Source organism: Acidicapsa dinghuensis (genome assembly GCF_025685685.1).
GTDB classification, from domain to species: Bacteria; Acidobacteriota; Terriglobia; order Terriglobales; family Acidobacteriaceae; genus Acidicapsa; species Acidicapsa dinghuensis.
Window position 1 is genome coordinate 50888 of record NZ_JAGSYH010000012.1, and the last position, 18557, is coordinate 69444.

13 protein-coding genes are annotated in these 18557 nt (G+C 59.5%); 7 read left to right on the forward strand and 6 right to left on the reverse strand.

Features of this window, described 5'->3' with window-relative positions; genetic code table 11:
• Window positions 1–34: 34 nt before the first annotated feature.
• The 3 genes from OHL22_RS24385 to cdd all read right to left on the reverse strand — a co-directional run bounded on the left by OHL22_RS24385 (window position 35) and on the right by cdd (window position 3222).
• The gene (locus OHL22_RS24385) at window positions 35–1300 is read right to left on the reverse strand and encodes a NupC/NupG family nucleoside CNT transporter (RefSeq protein WP_263342458.1); all 1266 of its coding nucleotides are present in this window, start codon (window positions 1298–1300) and stop codon (window positions 35–37) included.
• Window positions 1301–1355: 55 nt separating this feature from the next.
• Window positions 1356–2714 (reverse strand): thymidine phosphorylase, encoded by a 1359-nt coding sequence (locus OHL22_RS24390; RefSeq protein WP_263342459.1) that lies wholly within the window; start codon window positions 2712–2714, stop codon window positions 1356–1358.
• A gap of 67 nt (window positions 2715–2781) precedes the next feature.
• On the reverse strand, window positions 2782–3222 hold the full coding sequence (cdd, locus tag OHL22_RS24395; protein WP_263342460.1) for a cytidine deaminase: 441 nt from the start codon (window positions 3220–3222) through the stop codon (window positions 2782–2784).
• Window positions 3223–3468: 246 nt separating this feature from the next.
• Here cdd and OHL22_RS24400 point away from each other — a divergent pair, with 246 nt between their 5' ends.
• The 6 genes from OHL22_RS24400 (at window position 3469) to OHL22_RS24425 (ending at window position 14056) form a co-directional block, all read left to right on the forward strand.
• Entirely contained in the window at window positions 3469–5787 is a 2319-nt protein-coding gene (locus OHL22_RS24400) for a chemotaxis protein CheW (RefSeq protein ID WP_263342461.1), read from the forward strand.
• Window positions 5784–6263 (forward strand): chemotaxis protein CheW, encoded by a 480-nt coding sequence (locus tag OHL22_RS24405; RefSeq protein ID WP_263342462.1) that lies wholly within the window; start codon window positions 5784–5786, stop codon window positions 6261–6263. Before OHL22_RS24400 ends, OHL22_RS24405 begins: the two co-directional genes overlap by 4 nt.
• A 40-nt stretch (window positions 6264–6303) precedes the next feature.
• Entirely contained in the window at window positions 6304–6672 is a 369-nt protein-coding gene (locus OHL22_RS24410) for a response regulator (RefSeq protein WP_263342464.1), read from the forward strand.
• Complete coding sequence (locus OHL22_RS24415) at window positions 6673–7860, forward strand: protein-glutamate methylesterase/protein-glutamine glutaminase (protein WP_263342465.1); 1188 nt, start codon at window positions 6673–6675, stop codon at window positions 7858–7860.
• A gap of 4 nt (window positions 7861–7864) precedes the next feature.
• Entirely contained in the window at window positions 7865–8755 is an 891-nt protein-coding gene (locus tag OHL22_RS24420) for a CheR family methyltransferase (RefSeq protein WP_263342467.1), read from the forward strand.
• Window positions 8756–8842: 87 nt separating this feature from the next.
• Window positions 8843–14056: an Lhr family helicase gene (locus OHL22_RS24425; RefSeq protein WP_263342468.1), complete on the forward strand. Its 5214-nt coding sequence runs from the start codon at window positions 8843–8845 to the stop codon at window positions 14054–14056.
• 22 nt (window positions 14057–14078) lie between these two features.
• Here the strand turns inward: OHL22_RS24425 and OHL22_RS24430 are convergent, their stop codons facing one another.
• Entirely contained in the window at window positions 14079–14411 is a 333-nt protein-coding gene (locus OHL22_RS24430) for a hypothetical protein (protein WP_263342471.1), read from the reverse strand.
• A gap of 272 nt (window positions 14412–14683) precedes the next feature.
• On the opposite strand from OHL22_RS24430, the gene OHL22_RS24435 reads away from it, so the two are divergent.
• A complete protein-coding gene (locus OHL22_RS24435; RefSeq protein WP_263342474.1) occupies window positions 14684–15625 on the forward strand; it encodes an Fpg/Nei family DNA glycosylase in 942 nt (313 codons plus the stop codon).
• Window positions 15626–15676: 51 nt separating this feature from the next.
• Here the strand turns inward: OHL22_RS24435 and OHL22_RS24440 are convergent, their stop codons facing one another.
• A complete protein-coding gene (locus OHL22_RS24440) occupies window positions 15677–16072 on the reverse strand; it encodes a GlcG/HbpS family heme-binding protein (protein WP_263342475.1) in 396 nt (131 codons plus the stop codon).
• A gap of 47 nt (window positions 16073–16119) precedes the next feature.
• Window positions 16120–18534, reverse strand: a complete 2415-nt coding sequence (locus tag OHL22_RS24445) for a transglycosylase domain-containing protein (protein ID WP_263342477.1) — start codon at window positions 18532–18534, stop codon at window positions 16120–16122.
• Between the last annotated feature and the right edge of the window lie 23 nt (window positions 18535–18557).

The following is an 18557-nucleotide window of genomic DNA, read 5'->3' on the forward strand; positions in this document are numbered from 1 at the left end:
CAACTACTGTACCGGGCGTGAGTCAGGTCTGCTGCTACCCCAGAAACATCCCCGCTATTGAAGCCGAAATCAGATTCGCCATCGTCCCCGCTAGCATCGCCCGTATCCCCAGCCTAGCCAGGTCGTTCCGCCGATTAGGCACCAGCGCCCCAATACCGCCAATCTGCATTCCGACCGATCCCAGATTCGCAAACCCACACAGCGCAAATGTCGCAATCGTAAACGACCGCGGATCAAGCGCCGCCTTTTGCTGCCCCAGGCCGATATAGGCGATGACCTCGTTCAGTGCCATGCGCGTACCCAGCAAATTTCCGATTGCTCCCGCATCATGCCATGGCACGCCGATGAGCCACGCCACCGGCGCAAAGACAAACCCGAGAATCTGTCCCAGACTCCCCGGAAACCATCCATGTCCTGCGTGAATCCATCCCAGGAAGCTGTCCAGCAGCGCCACTAGCGCCAGAAAGCTGATTAGCATGATGGCTACGTTAAATGCCAGCTTGCCCCCATCCAGCGTCCCCCGTGCAATCGCGCCAATCAGGTTTTCCTCGGCATGTTGCTCATCCTTCGGAATCACAACCTTGCCCTCGGTCGCAGGAACCCCCGTCTCCGGCACCAGCATCTTCGCCATCAAGATCGTCCCCGGCGAAGTCATGATTACCGCACTCAACAGATGTCGCGCCTCGATTCCCTGCGAGATATACATCGCCATAATACCGCCCGAGACATGCGCCATTCCGCTGGTCATGATCGTCATCAGCTCGCTGCGCGTCGCCTCAGAAAGAAACGGTCGTATCGTCAGCGGAGCCTCTGTCTGCCCCATGAAGATCGAGGCTGCCACATTCATGCTTTCGGCGCCTGAGATGCGCATCGTCTTCAGCATCACCCAGGCTAGCCCGCGAATAATGATCTGCATCAATCCGATGTGATACATCACAGCAAAAAACGCGGAAATAAAGATAATGGTAGGCAGCACCTGAAAGGCAAAGATCGATCCAGCGTTGGGATGCCCATTGGCCGCCAGCACGTCGCCGAAAGCCCCCGCATTCGGCATACCCAGTTCACCGAACAGAATCTTCGTGCCGGCAAAGGTCGCGGCCAGCATGTTCTGTACCACCCCGCCGGCCCAGGCCATCGCCTGCTGCCCATAGCTGAAGCGCAGCACAAAGAACGCAAAAGCGAACTGCAGCCCTAGCCCCCAGTACACCGTGCGCCAGCGAATCGCCTTCCGGTTAGTCGAGCCCAGCCACGCCGCCACCAGCACGGCAACTATTCCCAGCACTCCTGTGAATCTGCCCAAAGGCCAGCTCCTCGGCACCCAACAATGAATCGCCTAACAATGAATCGATTGTTAACTACCTTACAGCATTCGCCAGATGCTTCTCTGCTTCTGATCGAGTAAATACCCGGCTCACCAGCGGCACCGGCTCCGGTGGAGTGTCGCAGAAATCAATCGCTTCCTTCAGCAGTTTTTCCGGCTCATCCAGGTGCGCCTCGTTCGTCGCATACAGCGTCGCGAGCGGCATTCCCTTTTCCACCAGCGCTCCCCGCCGCGCATGAAACACAATCCCCGCATGTGGATCGACCGGCTCACCAGCTTTCTCACGCCCTGCGCCTGTCCGCTGCACAGCCCATCCCAGCGCCGTCGTGTCCATCGATGCGATGTACCCCGAAGCCCATGCTTCGACCAGCCGAGTAGCTCCCGGTTTGTGAAATTTCTCCGGCCCATCGAACACAGACACATCCCCGCCCTGCGCCTGTACCATCGCCAGAAATACTCGTAACGCCGAGCCATCCATCATCGCGGCCTCAGCCCGTGCATATCCAGCCCCCGGTGACTCTGCCTGTCCGCCTAGATGAATCATCCATCCGGCAAGAATTAGCGACAGCTCCCGCAAATCCTCGCTCTGCGCTGGACGTTTCCCACGCATCAACTCAACCGACTCAACCAGCTCAATCCAGTTCCCAGCGGCCGACCCCAGCGGCTGCCCCATATCCGTCATCAGCGCGACCGTACGCGTCCCCGTAGCCTCTGCAGTCGCTACCATCAGAGCCGCCAGAAATTCCCCATCCTCGCGCTCACGCAGAAAGGCACCCGAGCCCGTCTTCACATCCAGCACCAGCGCATCCAGCCCCGCAGCGAGCTTCTTGCTCAAAATCGAAGCACAGATCAACCCCGCATTCTCAACTGTCCCCGTCCGGTCGCGCAGCGCATACAGCACGCGATCCGCAGGCACCAGCGCCGGAGTCTGGCTGACTATGCTCGCTCCGCACTCCCGAAGCACAGCTTCAAACTCTTCCAGCGAAAGTGCCGTCCGATAGCCGGGGATCGCCTCCAGCTTATCCAGCGTCCCTCCCGTATGCCCAAGTGCGCGCCCGCTGATCATCGGTACCACCACTCCGCAAGCTGCAGCAATGGGAGCCACCAGAAAGCTCGTCTTATCTCCCACGCCTCCTGTCGAGTGCTTATCCACCGCAACCTTGCCCAGCGGCGTCGGATCGAACTTCACGCCTGAGTCCCGCATCGCTACCGTCAGAGCGCGTGTCTCATCCAGCTTCAGTCCATTCAGCCACGCCGCCATCAGCCACGCCGCAAGCTGCTCCACTGGAATCGTCTCACCAGCCGCTCCACGAACGAGGTACCGTATCTCATCCCCTGAAAGCGTGCCGCGATCCCGCTTCTTCAGAATCAGATCGATCATATGAATAGGCATGTGAGTAGGCGAGCTCATCGATCCAAACATCCCTTCAGGTTCAGCAACTCTGTTGTCTAGTTACTTCTTACTTCAACCGCAAATCCGTTCCGTACGGCAAAATCTCCTGCAGCGTCGCGGTAAACGTCACCACCATACCAGCAGCATCTGCAGGAAAACTCAGCGGAGCATCGGCATCCATAAACTCCGCCAGCACCTGCCTGCACGCCCCGCACGGCGGACTCGCTGAACCGTTCAGATTGACCACCGCTGCCGCCGCCACGCGAATCTCCGGTCCATATTGAGCTACTGCCTGAAAGACCGCCGAGCGTTCCGCGCAAATTGTCAATCCATAGCTCACATTCTCGACATTGGTTCCCGTCACAGTTTCGCCATTCGACAACAACAGCGCCGCGCCAACGCGAAACCGCGAGTACGGTGAGTAGGAGTGCTCGGCAACTTTACGCGCCGCCTCCCCAAGCCTGGCTAGTATCAACCTGCTCTGTTCTTCATCCATGGCGTTTGACATCGATTTCTAAAAATCCACCAACTCGACACTTCCCAATCACGGTCAGCGGAGTTTCAGCCTAAACTGCCGCACCCTGCCGGCGCAAAAACGGAAACGCACTTCCCATCTGCTCGGTCGCCTGCTCATGCCTCCTCTTCGCGCGCCTCAAGTTTGATTTCAACCCTCCGATAAAACCCCTGTATCCACTAAGACCAGCCTTCTGTATTCGGGTGGTTCAAGAGCAGAGCGGGTGCCATCGGATGAACCATGGATGATCTGACACGCGAGTTTCTGATTGAAAGCCAGGAAGGCCTGGACCGCATGGAACGCTGCCTCACCGATCTCGAGGAACGTCCCGGCGACACAAACCTTCTGAGCGATATCTTTCGTTCCGTCCATACCATCAAGGGCACCACCGGCTTCCTTGGCTTTAAGCGGCTTGAAAAGCTCGCCCACGCCGGAGAAAACCTGCTCGGCGCCCTGCGCGACGGCAAGCTCTCTGCTTCTCAGCCGGTCATCACCGGACTTCTGCAGCTGCTCGATGCTCTGCGCTCGATCCTCAGTATCATCGAGTCCAGTGGCCTTGAAGGCGAGACGGATGAGGAAGTCAACGACTCCGAGCTCATCGCGCTCATGCATGAGCTGCAGCACCCGGGCGACGCGCTGCATTCTGCAACTAACGTTAACCGCCCCGCCCTGGTCATCGAAGCCAATACCACCCTTACACACACGAGCGCCAAGGCTTCGCCGCCCGCACTTCAAGAGCCCGATACCGCGCCCCCTCCTCCATCACAATCCGCTGCTGCCGCCGAGAACGATGCGCTGAAATCCGAGGCAGCCGAAACATCTCGTCCGCGGCAGAGTGCAGCCTCTGAAAGCACCCTGCGCGTCGATATCACATTGCTCAACCGCATGATGAACCTCGTCGGCGAGCTTGTGCTCACGCGTAATCAGATTCTTCAGGCCACAGGTGCCGATCCCGCATTCACCATGCTCTCGCGGCGCCTCGATATGGTTACAGCCGACCTGCGCGAGTCCGTCATGAAGGCGCGCATGCAGCCCGTATCGAGCGTCTTTTCGAAATTCCCGCGCATTGTTCGCGACCTCACGCAGCTTCTCAATCGTAGAGTGAAGCTCGTGCTTGAGGGGCAGGAAACCGAGCTCGATAAGAGCCTGCTCGAAGCCATCAAAGACCCTCTCACGCACGCCGTTCGCAACTCCCTCGACCACGGCATCGAGCCACCTGAAAAGCGCATCGCTCTCGGCAAAGATCCAGAGGGCACACTCAAGCTGCGCGCCTATCAGGAGAGCGGCCACGTCATCATTGAAGTCTCCGATGACGGTGGCGGCATCTCCGTTGAGAAGGTTCGCGACAAAGCCATCGAGCGTAGCCTCATCACAGCCGAGCGCGCTGCACATCTCAGCGAACGGGAGTTGCTCCAGCTCATCTTCCTTCCCGGCTTCTCCACGGCCGCCGCAATCACCAACGTCAGCGGACGCGGCGTGGGCATGGACGTCGTCCGCACCAACGTAGAAAAGATCGGCGGCAAGGTCGAGATCGATTCACGCCCTGGCAAAGGCACAACGCTTCGTCTGCGCATACCACTCACGCTCGCCATCATTCCCGCTCTTATCGTTCGCTGCCTCGGCCAGAGCTTTGCTCTCCCGCAAGGTGTTCTTTCCGAGCTCGTGCATATTCCACCTGAGCGAATCTCCAGTGCCATCGAGTGGATGGAAGGCGCGCCACTTTATCGTCTGCGTGGTCAACTTCTGCCGCTGATCTTTCTGGATCGCATGTTGTCTGAGCGCAAACCGGTCAACGGTCATGCAGCAATCGCTACTCATACGCCAGACGCAGCCTCGCTCCCCCAACGCGATCACTTCATCGCGGTTCTTGATGCAGATGGCCGCATGTATGGCCTGGTCGTCGATGGTCTTGCCGATCCGGAGGAGATTGTCGTCAAGCCTCTCAGCACGGTCCTTAAATCGATCGGCATCTATTCCGGCGCTACGGTTCTCGGCAATGGCGACCTGGCCCTGATTCTCGATCCCGGAGCCATCGCAATTCGCGCAGGAGTGTCCCTGAGCACCGTGCAAGAAGATATCGAAATACTTGAAGAAGAGGAGGACGCAATGAAGTCCCGATTCCTTCTCGTCGAGGCAGCACAACGCCGCGCCGCAGTTCCTCTCGGAGAAGTCCTGCGCATCGAGCGCATCCCGGTCTCGCGCATCGAGTACATCGGATATCGCCCTGTGCTCAACTTCGAGGGGCAACTATTGCCGGTCGAAGATTCCGCAGGTGTTCTCGCTACGGCAGCCGCCAATCCCGATCTGCCGCTCACTATAGTCGTCTGTCGCGAGGGCAATCGTCAGGTCGGCATCGCTGTCGGCAACGTACTCGATGTTGCCGCGGGCAACGATCTTGTGGAAGCAGGCACGCATCGCGCTGCCGCAGGCGTCACGCTACTCAACGATCACGTCACCGGCATCGTCGATCTCGGCGCCATCGAGCCATTGCCTCTTGCCGCGCAGGCCGCCAGCTCATGGCAAAGCTCAGCAAACAGTTATGAGGAGACGCTCGCATGACCGGCAAGAAATCGATCGCACTACGTAAAGACGGCCCCTCTGCAAAGATGATGGAAATATGCTCCGTGCATGTCGGTTCCACGCTCTTCGGCGTACCTATTACGCACATCCTTGAAATCGTCGGAAATACCCATCCGCACGCCGTGCCTCTGGCTCCGGTATTCGTAGGCGGACTGCTGCACTATCGCGGCGAGGTCCTCACGACCGTAAGTATGCGCCAGCTTCTCGGTCTACCGGCAACGGAGGGGCGCCAGGACATCATGGTTCTTGAAAACAAAGGCAGCTGTTTTGGCCTGCTGGTCGATTCGGTAGGAGAAGTGCTGACCATATCGGCAGCAGATCGCGAGCCAAATCCGTCCATTCTCGACACGCGCCGCCAGGAGATCTTTGCCGGAGCATGCAAGCTGCCCCAGGGGCTGCTGATCATGCTCGATCCAGAACGTCTCGATCCCATGCGTCTTGGGGCTGCTGCTTGAGTCGCTATTCGGAATGCGCTTCAACATGCGGAGGGGAACGATGCGTGCATTGATTGTCGATGACTCTCGTTTTGTACGCGACTATCTTCGCGGCCTGCTCGAAATCAAGGGCATCGAGTGTGAAGAAGCCGCTGACGGCAACGCTGGTCTTACTCAGCTTCATGAACACGGCCCCTTCGACCTGGCGTTAGTCGACTGGAACATGCCCATCATGGACGGTCTCGCCATGCTGAGGAACATGCGCGCCGAGGGCTACTCGAATGTAAAAGTCATGATGGTCACCACCGAGGCAGAAGACGACTTCATCACCCGTTCACTCGATGCCGGCGCGGACGAATATCTGATGAAGCCATTCGATAACGAAGCCTTGACCGAAAAGCTCGTCATGCTGGGCCTGGCGGAGGTCTGATTGTCCGGCTTCTCGCGTCCCGCCCGCATCCTAATCGTCGATGATTCAGCCGTCATGCGCTCACTGTTACGCTCGGTTCTCAGTACCGATTCGCGTCTGGAGCTCGCCGGTACTGCATCCGATGGCGCATCCGGCCTGCGCGCTGCGGAGTTGCTACGGCCCGACCTAATCTTGCTCGATGTCGAGATGCCAATCATGGATGGTCTCAGCACCCTGCGCCAGCTTCGCGCGCGCAACAGCCGCGTGCCCGTCATCATGTGCAGCACTCTCACGCACCGCGGCGCAAAAATCACCATCGAGGCTCTTGCCTGCGGAGCCGCGGATTACGTCGCGAAACCATCGGGTCAGTCCTCTCGCGAAGCCGCAGCAAGTACGCTGGCCCACGATCTCATTCCAAAAATTCTCGCTCTCACCTCCACGGCAACCGATGTTTCCGAGCAGCAATCAACTTCTCCGGTTTTCCCCGCCGGATCGCGGGTATTCGCCCCACTACCTTCCATAGCAGCCGCTGCGATATCCGCAAACAACCCGCCGGCTCAACCCACGAACCTTTCCCCGGCCGCAGTTCTCATCGGCGTCTCCACCGGCGGCCCCGCAGCTCTCGACCTCATCCTGCCTGAGATTCCAGCAGATTTCCCCCTGCCCATCCTGGTCGTGCAGCACATGCCAGAGCTTTTCACGCGCCTGCTCGCAGAGCGTCTCAACAGCCGTTGTCCACTACGCGTTCGCGAAGCTGCAGCCGGAGAGCCGATTCGCCCTGGACACATTTACATCGCGCAAGGCGGTCGCCACATGGAAGTAGCCGCGACCGCGACCCTCACAACTCCCGTCGATATTCCACCTGCGGCCCTTCGTCTCACCAGCGATGAACCGGTCAACCACTGCCGTCCATCCGTTGACGTGCTCTTTCGGTCTGCCGTTACTGTCTATGGTCCTCGCATTCTAGCGCTCGTGCTTACTGGAATGGGCTATGACGGACTCGCAGGCAGCCGTCTCATTCGCCAGTATGGGGGCACGGTCTTTGCACAAGACCAGGACACAAGCGCGGTATGGGGAATGCCAGGAGCCATCGCTCAGGCAGGGCTCGCCAATCGCATTCTTCCTCTGAGTGCAATTGCAACGGAAATCCTGCGGTTTACCAGCCGCAGCCAACGCGAAGCCGTCGAGCTTCGAGAATCGGTTGTGTGACGCCGTGAGTTCTTCCGTCTTTACAAGACCGTTCATACCCGGCGCCGCACCATCGGTTACAGCAACCGCGCCCGCTTCGCATCTCGACCTTAGTTTCCTGCGCCAGATCGTTTACGAACAAACGCAAAACGTCCTCGATCCCTCGCGGGACTATCTCTTTGAAACACGTCTCTCCAAACTACTTCGCAGCCAGGGAATTACCGGTCTCGCTGATCTCGTCGCCTCTCTGCAGATGCGTCGCAATCCATCAATGGAGCGCGCCATCGCCGAGGCCATGACCATCAATGAAACCAGCTTCTTCCGCGACATCCGTCCTTTCGAGCTATTGCGTAAAGAGCTGTTGCCGCCGCTGATCGAGGCGCGCCGTCACGCGCGGTCTCTGCGCATCTGGAGCGCGGCCTGTTCCACAGGCCAGGAGGCCTATTCCCTCGCCATGCTTCTGCTTGAGCACTTTCCGTCTGTGAGCACACGGAACATCGTGATTGAAGGCACCGATATCTCCAGCGAAGTCGTGCAGCGCGCCTCATTCGGCACTTATCACCGTATCGAAATGAACCGCGGCTTGCCTGCGCGCAACATCGTGCGCTTCTTCACCCACGAGGGTGAAGACTGGACCGTCAAACCCGAAATACGACGCCTCTGCAACTTCCGCGAAGCCAATCTATGCGCATCGACATTGCCATTTTCAGAACCTTTCGACATCATCTTCTTGCGCAACGTCATGCTCTATTTTTCGCAGGAGACGCGCCGCAGGCTATTGTCCAATGTCCATCGTTTGCTCGCACCGCAAGGCGCGCTCTTCCTCGGCTCCAGTGAACAACCAGCAGATCCAGCCATTTGGACAGCTAACTTATCTGGAGGCACCTGTTACTACCGTCCACGACGCCTTGCTTGAGAAGGGAAGTTTGTTGTAATGCAGCGAAAATAAGGCGAAAAATATACAGCCGTCCAGACTCGTTGCGGACTATCCTGAAATGACGGGATGGCCGCACGAAAGCCCAATTCGAAAACAGCACCTGATGGTCACCCCACCGCATCGGCCATTGTTTCCCCCGATCCATTCGCCGCTTTCCACCCCGTCACTGCAGCCTGGTTTCGTGAAGTCTTCGAAGAACCCACCACTCCGCAGCGCCTCGGATGGCCAGTTATTGCCCGTGGCGAAAGCACTCTGATCCTGGCCCCCACCGGAACCGGCAAAACCCTCACCGCCTTCCTCTGGTGTCTCGACCGGCTGATGCTGCAATCACCGCCAAAATCAAAGGGATGCCGCATCGTCTACGTCTCTCCTCTCAAGGCTCTCGCCGTTGACGTTGAACGCAATCTTCGCTCCCCACTCACCGGCATTGCCAACATGGCCCGCCGCATGGGCGTGTCGGTCCACGATCCCGAAATCTCCATCCGCACCGGAGACACCACTCAGAAAGAGCGCGCCCGCTTCCGCAAAAACCCTGCAGAAATTCTCATCACCACCCCTGAATCGCTCTATCTGCTGCTCACGTCTCAGTCCTCCGAATCACTTCGTACTGTCGACACAGTCATCATCGACGAGATACATGCTCTCGTCCCGACGAAGCGGGGCGCACATCTCGCACTCACCCTCGAACGCCTCGAAGCCCTGACCAAACGCCGCGGCGGAAAGGGAATCCAGCGCATCGGTCTCAGCGCGACTCAGCGCCCCTTAGAAGAAGTAGCCCGCTTCCTCGGCGGCGTCGAAGCACCCGTACAGCCACCGCCAAAAACCGAACTTAATCATGCCGTGCAGGTAGGCTTAGATCTTGTACAAGCAGATTTGGACGCCCATCAGGTAGGCCAGGGCTTCAGCCCCGGCATTGCCCTGGCAGATACAGAAGGGGCTTCAGCCCCTGAGGCGAGCTTTACACGGCCCGTCCAAACACCCGAAGAAACCACAATCGACACCCTCTCCCCCGAAGCCACGGAATCCTGGTCCGCTGACGTCGTTGAAACCTCCAACATCCACTACCGCCCCGTCACCATCGTCAACGCCAGCGCCCCCAAGCAGCTCAAGCTCCGCATCGAAGTCCCCGTTGAAGACATGGCCCGCCTCGGCGACATCGAAGCCATCCCCTCCGGTCCAGCGTCGCAAGCTCCCAAACGCGTCTCCATCTGGAACGCCATCCATCCGCGCCTTCTCGAAATCATCCAGGAGCGCAACTCCACCATCCTCTTCGTCAACGCCCGCCAGACCGCCGAGCGCCTCGCCGGAGCCCTCAACGAACTGGCAGGCGAAGAGCTCGTTCGCGCCCATCACGGCTCGCTCGCAGCCGAGCAGCGCCTCGTCATCGAAGAACAGCTCAAAGCCGGCAAGCTCAAAGCCCTCTGTGCCACATCTACTCTTGAACTCGGCATCGATATGGGGGCCGTCGACCTCGTCATCCAGATCGAATCACCCCCATCCGTAGCCGCAGGCATGCAGCGCATCGGCCGCGCCGGCCACTCAGTAGGAGCGGTCAGCGAAGGCGTCCTGTTCCCCAAATACCGCGCCGACCTCATCGCCTGTGCAGCCGTCACCCGCGCCATGCACGAGCTGCACATCGAGTCCACCCGCTACCCTCGCAATCCTATCGACGTCCTCGCTCAGCAAATCGTCGCCATCGTCGCCCATCCCCCCAACCTGCCCCCACCCGAGAAGACGAAGAAGCGCGCGGTAAGAAAGAATGCGGGTGCCCCCGGTCTCGCCTTTGAGACCGGGGATCCAGCGGCTGCCTCAGATTCATCCCTCGAACCCACCCCCGAAGTTCCCGTAGACGATCTCTACCGCATCGTCCGCAGCCCCGCCCCCTTCGGCGCGCTCACCCGCTCCGCCTTCGAAGGCGTCCTCGACCTCCTCAGCGGTCGCTACCCCTCCGACGAGTTCGCCGAGCTTCGCCCCCGCCTCACCTGGGACCGCATCCGCAACGTCGTCTCCGCCCGTCAGGGCGCAGCTCGTCTCGCCATCCTCAACGCCGGCACCATCCCCGACCGTGGCCTCTACGGCGTCTTCCTCTCCGGCAGTGAAGGCAAAGCCCACCGCGTCGGCGAGCTCGATGAAGAGATGGTCTTCGAATCCCGCCCCGGCGAAACCTTCATCCTCGGCGCCACCACTTGGCGTATCGACGAGATCACCCACGACCGCGTCCTCGTCTCTCCCGCCCCCGGCGAGCCCGGCAAAATGCCCTTCTGGAAAGGCGACGGAGCAGGCCGCCCGCTCGAATTTGGCCGCCGCATCGGCGCCATGGTCCGCGAGCTGCAGGCCATGCCGCTGCCCGCCGCTCTCACACGTCTTGTCCGCGACCACGATCTCGATCCCGGTGCCGCAGAAAACCTCATGCGCTTCCTCGCCGACCAGGCCGAAGCAACCGGCATTGTCTCCGACGACCGCAATATCGTCATCGAGCGCGTCCGCGATGAGCTCGGTGACTGGCGCGTCTGCGTCCTCACCCCCTTCGGCCGCCGCATCCATATCCCGTGGGCCATGGCCGTCGCAGGCCGCCTGCGCGCCGCTGGAGGTCCTGACGTCGAAATGCTCTGGGGCGACGATGGCTTCGTCCTCCGCTTCCCCGACTCCGACGAGCCCCCCAGTACAGACTGGTTCATGGTCGAGTCCGCCGAAGCCATGAATCTCGTCCTCCGCCAGCTCGGCACCACCGCTCTCTTCGCCGGTCGCTTCCGTGAGGCAGCCGGCCGCGCCCTGCTGCTTCCACGCCGCCGCGCCGATGGCCGTTCCCCGCTCTGGCAACAGCGCAAGCGCGCCTACGATCTGCTCAGCGTCGCCTCCCGCTACCCCGGCTTTCCCATCCTCCTCGAAGCCTATCGCGAGTGTCTCCGCGACGTCTTCGACATGCCCGCACTCATCGAAACTCTTCGCGCCATCGAGCAACGCCAGCTTCGCGTCCACATCGCCGATACCCGCACACCGTCGCCTTTCGCCTCATCCGTCCTCTTCAGCTACGTTGCCAATTTCCTCTACGATGGCGATGCTCCACTCGCGGAGCGCCGCGCCCAGGCCCTCACTATCGACCAGGACCAGCTCCGTGAACTCCTCGGCGACGCTGACCTCCGCGAGCTACTCGACGGCGATGCGATGGCAGAGGTCGAAGAACAGCAGCAGTGCCTCGTCGACCCGTACCGCGCCCGCTCCGCCGACACCCTGCACGACATGCTCCTCCGCCTCGGAGATCTCAGCCGTGAAGAGCTAGCCTTCCGCGTCACCGGCCCCGATGTTCTCGAATTCATCGACCGCTTAATTCGCACCCGCCGCCTCCTCGAGATCCGTATCGCAGGCGAAAAACGCATCATCGCCATCGAAGACTCCGCCCGCTACCGCGACGGCCTCGGCATCCCGCTCCCGCCCGGCATCCCTGTCGCGCTTCTCGAACCCGTCGCCCAGCCCATCCTTGAGCTGACCCGCCGCTACGCCCGCACCCACGGTCCTTTCACGCTCGAAGAAGTCGCCCGCCGCTTTGCCCTCGACCCCGCTCAGGTCGAACAAACCCTCAATCAGCTCGTCGCCGAAGACCGCATCGTTGAGGGCGGCTTCCGTCCCGTCGGCCTCCATCGTGACCAAAGTCGAGAGTGGATCGACGCCGAAATCCTTCGCCAGATCCGCCGCAAATCCCTAGCCAAACTCCGCAAAGAGGTCGAGCCAGTCGAGCAGCAGACCCTAGCCCGCTTCCTCACCCACTGGCAGGGCCTGCTCACCCCGCGCCGCGGTATGGACGCCCTCCTCGATGTCATCGAAAACCTGCAAGGCGCGCCGCTCCCCGCCTCGCTCCTCGAGACCAGCATCCTCCCCGCCCGCATCGCCAATTACCAGCCCGGCGATCTGGATACGCTCATCGCCGCTGGCGAAGTCGCCTGGTCCGGCGTCGAGCCACTCGGCGAGCACGACGGCCGCATTGCTCTCTACCTCGCCGACAAGCTCCCCCTCCTCGCCCTCCCGCGCCCCAACGACACCCCCATGACCGAAAGGGAAGCGCAGCTTCTCGCCACCCTCCGCCAATCCGGCGCCAGCTTCTTTACCCAGCTTCATGACTCGGTAGGCGGCGGCTACCCCGGCGAATCCCTCGACGCTCTCTGGTCCCTCGTCTGGCGCGGCCTTGTCACTAATGACAGCTTCCACCCGCTCCGCGCCTACGTCTTCCGCCCCGACTCTGGCCGCACCCAGCGCCGCGACCACTCAAGCCAGGCACAGCGCGCCAATTTCCGCAGCCGCCGCACCGTCCCCGCTACCGCCCAGGGCCGCTGGTCACTTTTGCCGGGACTGCAACGAGTCGGAGGAAGCGCTGAGAATGCAGGCGTTACAAAACGAGCGGACTTGGTAGGCCGGGGCTTCAGCCCCGGCATCATGACAACAGTTCCAGAAGGGGCTTTAGCCCCTGAGGCGAGCTTTCCCTCCACCACCGAATCCACCCATGCCCTCACCCTTCAGCTCCTCCACCGCTACGGCATCCTCCTCCGCGAATGCGCCGCAGCCGAAAACATCCCCGGCGGCTTCTCCGCCATCTACCCTGTTCTTAAAGCCCTTGAAGAATCCGGCCGCATCCGCCGCGGCTACTTCGTCGCCGGCCTCGGAGCCACCCAATTCGCTCTCCCCGCCGCCGTCGACCTCCTCCGCTCCCTGCGCAATCCGGCCAGCGCCTTCCCCGCCGAAGAAGAAAAGCAGGAGTTCCTCCTCCTCGCCGCCACTGACCCCGCCAACCCCTACGGCTCAACCCTGAAATGGCCCGAACTCCCTCCAGAAGCGGAAGACACGGAGACAGCGCCCCGGACGCTGACACGCGCCGCATACGCCCAGGTAGTCCTCTGTGAAGGCCGCCTCGTCGCGTGGCTCCGCCGCGGCAATCCCAACCTGCTCGTCTTCCTCCCCGCCGAAGAACCCGAGCGCTCCCGCATCGCGGAAGGCCTGGCTCAGTTCCTCGCCAAAGAAGGTCTCGACCGCCTCGAGCGCGATCAATCCGGCAGCCACCACAGCGGCTACCTCATCAGTACCATCAACGGTCTGCCCGTCTCGCTGCACCCCTTCGCTCAAGCCCTCCAGAACGCAGGCTTCCACAAGAGCCCACTAGGCATGAACCTCCGCCGCCCCACCAGCCAACCCCCACGCATCGGCTACGCGACGCAGACCGGCAGCGCATCGCCGCGTCTCTCACCACAGGAAGCAGCCAAGAACCGTCCAGCGCTTACTAGGCCCGAGTAGTGAACTGGTTAAGGGACTCTAATCAACTGATGAACATGAGAATGCTGTAGATTGCAGCATATGTGAATGCAAGTTGACTAGAAACTTCTTTCTTAAGGACGGTTGCAGTTCGAGGGGCAAGTTCGTCTCCAAGCTCCAGCCCACGAATCTTTGTCCACAAAAGGTATGTAATAATCGCGGGAACCAAAAGGAAGAAATGGATGCCAAGCTCGCCGAAAAGCCCGGGGGATGTGCTAGATTTCCGAAACCAGATAATTTGACATTCAGATAGCAGAAACCAAAGCGCTGCGAAAGCCCATCTCACTGCAAAACCTGATTTGGAAAAAGAGCTTCTTGCAACGCTCAGGTCTTCCATGCGCATGGTTCCTCCGATTTCCTCGCAAGTTTCAGGTAAGTATACGCGCGGCAAGTTCGCGATAAAATCGGAAATGTTTATCAGGCGGCGCGCGTTACTCCAGTACCGAGAGGCCCTTCAGCATGACTGACTGAGGGGCCTCTTGCTTTGTGTTAAACCGCAGCTCTCATCGAGGGCACTCATCCCGCATCACAAATGTGCTTTTCTGGCTGTCATCCCCGATGGAGAATCTGTTGTACTGATCTCTGATCTCTATTCTCTGACCCCTGACTATGCCCGAAGGCGACACAATCTTCCGCACCGCCCGCACCCTAAGCCGCGCGCTTGTCGGCAAGACCGTCACCCGCTTTCACAGCGAATACGCCCAACTAGCCAGCGCCAACGACCAGCACCCCTTCACTGGCCAGATCATCACCAAAGTCGAAGCCCGCGGCAAATATCTGTTGATGCACTTCGCCGATCCCAAGGACAGCACATCCGAACGTGCCGGGTCCGAACGCATCTTAGCCACCCACATGCTCATGAGCGGCAGCTGGCACATCTACCGCCTCGGCGAGCCATGGCAAGACAGCCGTGCCAACATGCGCATCCTCATCGAGACCGCTGATTTCGTCGCCGTCGGCTTCCGCATCCCTGTCGCCCGTCTACACACGCCACAGACTCTCACCCGCGACAAGAAGATCCCCCAAACCGAGCGCGACGTCCTCAGCGAAGACTTCGACGCGAAAGCCGCCGTCGAGCGTCTGCAGAAGCACGGCAGGGAAGAGCTAGGCAACGCCCTCGTCCGCCAGGACGTTCTCGCTGGCGTCGGCAACGTCTTCAAATCTGAGATCTGTTTCCTGGAGCGCATAAGCCCCTTTCGCAAAGTCGACACCCTCACCGACACACAGATCAAAAAGCTAGTCGCCGCCGCACAGAAACTCCTCGCCGCCAACGTCCTCGAAGACTCCGGCGACCTCGTCGTCACCTTCAGCGGCAAACAGCGCCGCACCACCCACAGCGCTGATCCAGGTGACAGCTTATGGGTCTACGGCCGCAAAGGTGAACCCTGCCGTCGCTGTAGCACAACGATCCAGAGAGCGCTGCAGCAACCCAATGCCCGCAGCACGTACTGGTGCCCCGTCTGCCAGCCGTTATCTACAGCCACTCCGCAACCTGTTGGGCAAACTGCCAATCCACCACGAGACAAGAAACAAAAAGCCCCGCTGGAGTAGCTTGCTCCAGACGAGGCTTTGTAATCCGTTAGAAATTTCGGTATCGAATCGTTACAGCGCCGCCGCTCCAGCTTCAGCCACCGCATGATCCTGGTCACCGGAGCCGCCGCTCACGCCAATCGCACCCACTACCTTGCCATCCTGCTTCAGCGGAATACCTCCGGCAAAGATCATGATCTTTCCATCATTCGAAGCATGAATACCAAAGAACTGTCCGCCTGACTGGGAATGCGTGGCGAGGTCTTTAGTTGCGATGTCAAAAGCCCGCGACGTATAGGCCTTCTTGATCGAGATATCGATGCTTCCGATCCAGGCTCCATCCATGCGCGCATGGGCAATCAGGTTGCCGCCCGCATCAGCGACAGCGATGTTCATGGGTTGACCAATCTCGGCTGCTTTGACTTCGGCGGCCTCGATAATGCGTTTTGCGTCTTTCAGTGTAATCATCCATTTTCCCTCCGCTGGATTTTTACACACGCCCGCCGCCCAACGCGTTAAGTTCCTGGTTTTTTATCACCCAAACCGAAGATTTTTTGCAGGAAGTTTCGCTTATCCGGAGGATTCGGATGCGAGCAAGTCTCAGTCGGCACTGTCCCGTCTAGAAATGCCGCCGTGTACGTCTCGCCTGAACACGTTCCATCCGTCGGCAGATTCGAAATCTTGTCAACCTGCACCATCTGCACACCCGACGGCACATTGAAGTCATGCGTATCCGAGTACTGCGGCAACTGGATCGCCTTCTTCATGAACTCGGCCCAGATCGGCGCAGCAGCATGCGCGCCCTCAATCTTGATGTCGGTGTAGTCGTCGTTGCCCACCCACACCACGCACAGCAGATTGCTGGTGTATCCGGCAAACCACGCATCATGGCTCGTTCCGGTCTTGCCCGCTGCCGGAGCCATGAATCCGCGACGCCGCACTTCGTTGCCTGTTCCCGAAGCAATCACGTTCTGCATCAGGTTCGTAGTGAGATAGGCTACCCGAGGATCGAGCAACTGCTTCGATGTCGGCGAGTAGTCCTCGATCACATCACCAGACGGTGTTCTCACACTCGCCACCATCCACGGATCCAGATGCAGCCCGCCATTGGCAAAGATCGTGTACGCTCCCGCCATCTCCATCGGCGTAGCACTGTACGCGCCAATAGCCATGGCAGGTGTTGCCCGTACACTCTTCACCCCAGCCGATCTGGCCAATGCCGCGACCTTATCAAAGCCCACTAGGGAAGCTAGCCCAATCGTCGCATTGTTGAGTGACATTTGCAGCGCAAATCGCGCCGTCACATCGCCATAGTACTTATCGCCATCGTTATGCGGTGTGTACTCCTGCGTACCCACGTCATATGTCGTCTGCTCATCGTTCAAAATCGTGATCGGCGAAAACAGCTCATCATGCCCAGGCAGCATCGTTCCATCGATCGAAGTATTGAACGCCGAAGCATACACAAAAGGCTTGAAGATTGAGCCTGTCGGTCGATTGGCGACCGCGTGGTTCAACTGGCTCATGCCGTAGCTGCGTCCTCCCACCAGCGCCAGCACCTGCCCAGTATGAGGATTGAGCGCCACCAGAGCTACCTGAGGATAGGTCGGTACGCCGCCTTCCGCTTTTTCGTTCTTATGGTGTCGTGCGTACAGCTTGTCCACCTGCTCATCGACTACATGCATGGTGTTATCCACTGCCCATGTAGCTGCGCGCTGCAGGTCCGGATCGAGCGACGTGTAAATGTGCAGACCCTCGCGATTGAAGTCGCGATCGCCCAGCTTCTGGTTCAACTGCTCGTGCACCAGGTCCACAAAATACGGAGCGTCACTCGCATCCACGCTCTGCGGTGAAACCTTCAGTGACTCTGCTTTTGCAGCCTCTGCCTGATCTTTCGTAATCGCACCCGTCTCCACCATCGAGTCCAGCACTAGATTGCGCCGCTCCATCGTTCGTTCGGCGTGGCGATACGGATTGAAGTAGTTCGGTCGCTGAATGATCCCCGCCAGCATCGCGCACTGCGCAAGATCAAGCTGCTTCACATCCTTGCCAAAATACGCCTGCGCCGCCTCGCCAAATCCATCAATGGCAAAGCTGCCCTGCTGTCCCAGATTGATCTGGTTAGCATACATCTCAAAGATCTGCTTCTTATCGAAGTGATGCTCCAGATGAAACGCCACCATGATCTGGATAAGCTTGTACTTGATCGTTCCGTTGTCGGAGAGAAACAGTAGCTTCGCCAACTGCATCGTCAGCGTAGAAGCCCCACCTTTGTGCTTTCGATCGCCAATCAGATCGTGGTAACCCCAGCTCATGATGCTGAAGTAATTCACGCCGCCATGATCGAAGAATCGCCGGTCCTCGATCGCCAGTACGGCATTCACCAGGTTTGAAGGGATCTCATCAAACGTCAGCAACCGGCGTTTCGTGCGGTTCGTGTCTTCACTCAAACCCGTAATCAGCAGAGGTTCCAACTCATAGCTTGAGAGCGCTTGCCCCTTGTCATCTACCAGCGCTGAAACCACGCCGTCGCTGAAACGGATCGTCGCACTGTCTGGAGCATGGTAGCTCTGTGGTCCCGGATGCACCGCGACAGAATCCGAGCTTTCTCCAAACGTCCCCAGAGGAGAAGGCTTCGAATCGTTCTCAGGTGTATAGCCAGCCTGGCGAAGCTCGTTGACGATTTCCGGTTCATTGAGCTTCTGTCCAATGCGCACTTCACGTGGAGCAGCATAGATCTTTGCCGTCGTAGCAAAAACCGGATGCTTCAGCCGTTCATCAACGATGCTTCCGTATCGGAAGTAGTAGAAGCCAAAGACAGCAAAAAAGACTAGAGTTCCCGCCGCAATCACAGCCAGTGTCGTTCGAATCACGATTGGCTTCCATCCACGCCGCGTAGCCGGTCTTTCAATCTTGACCTTCAATGCCATACAAACTGCCTCCGCGGCCTGAA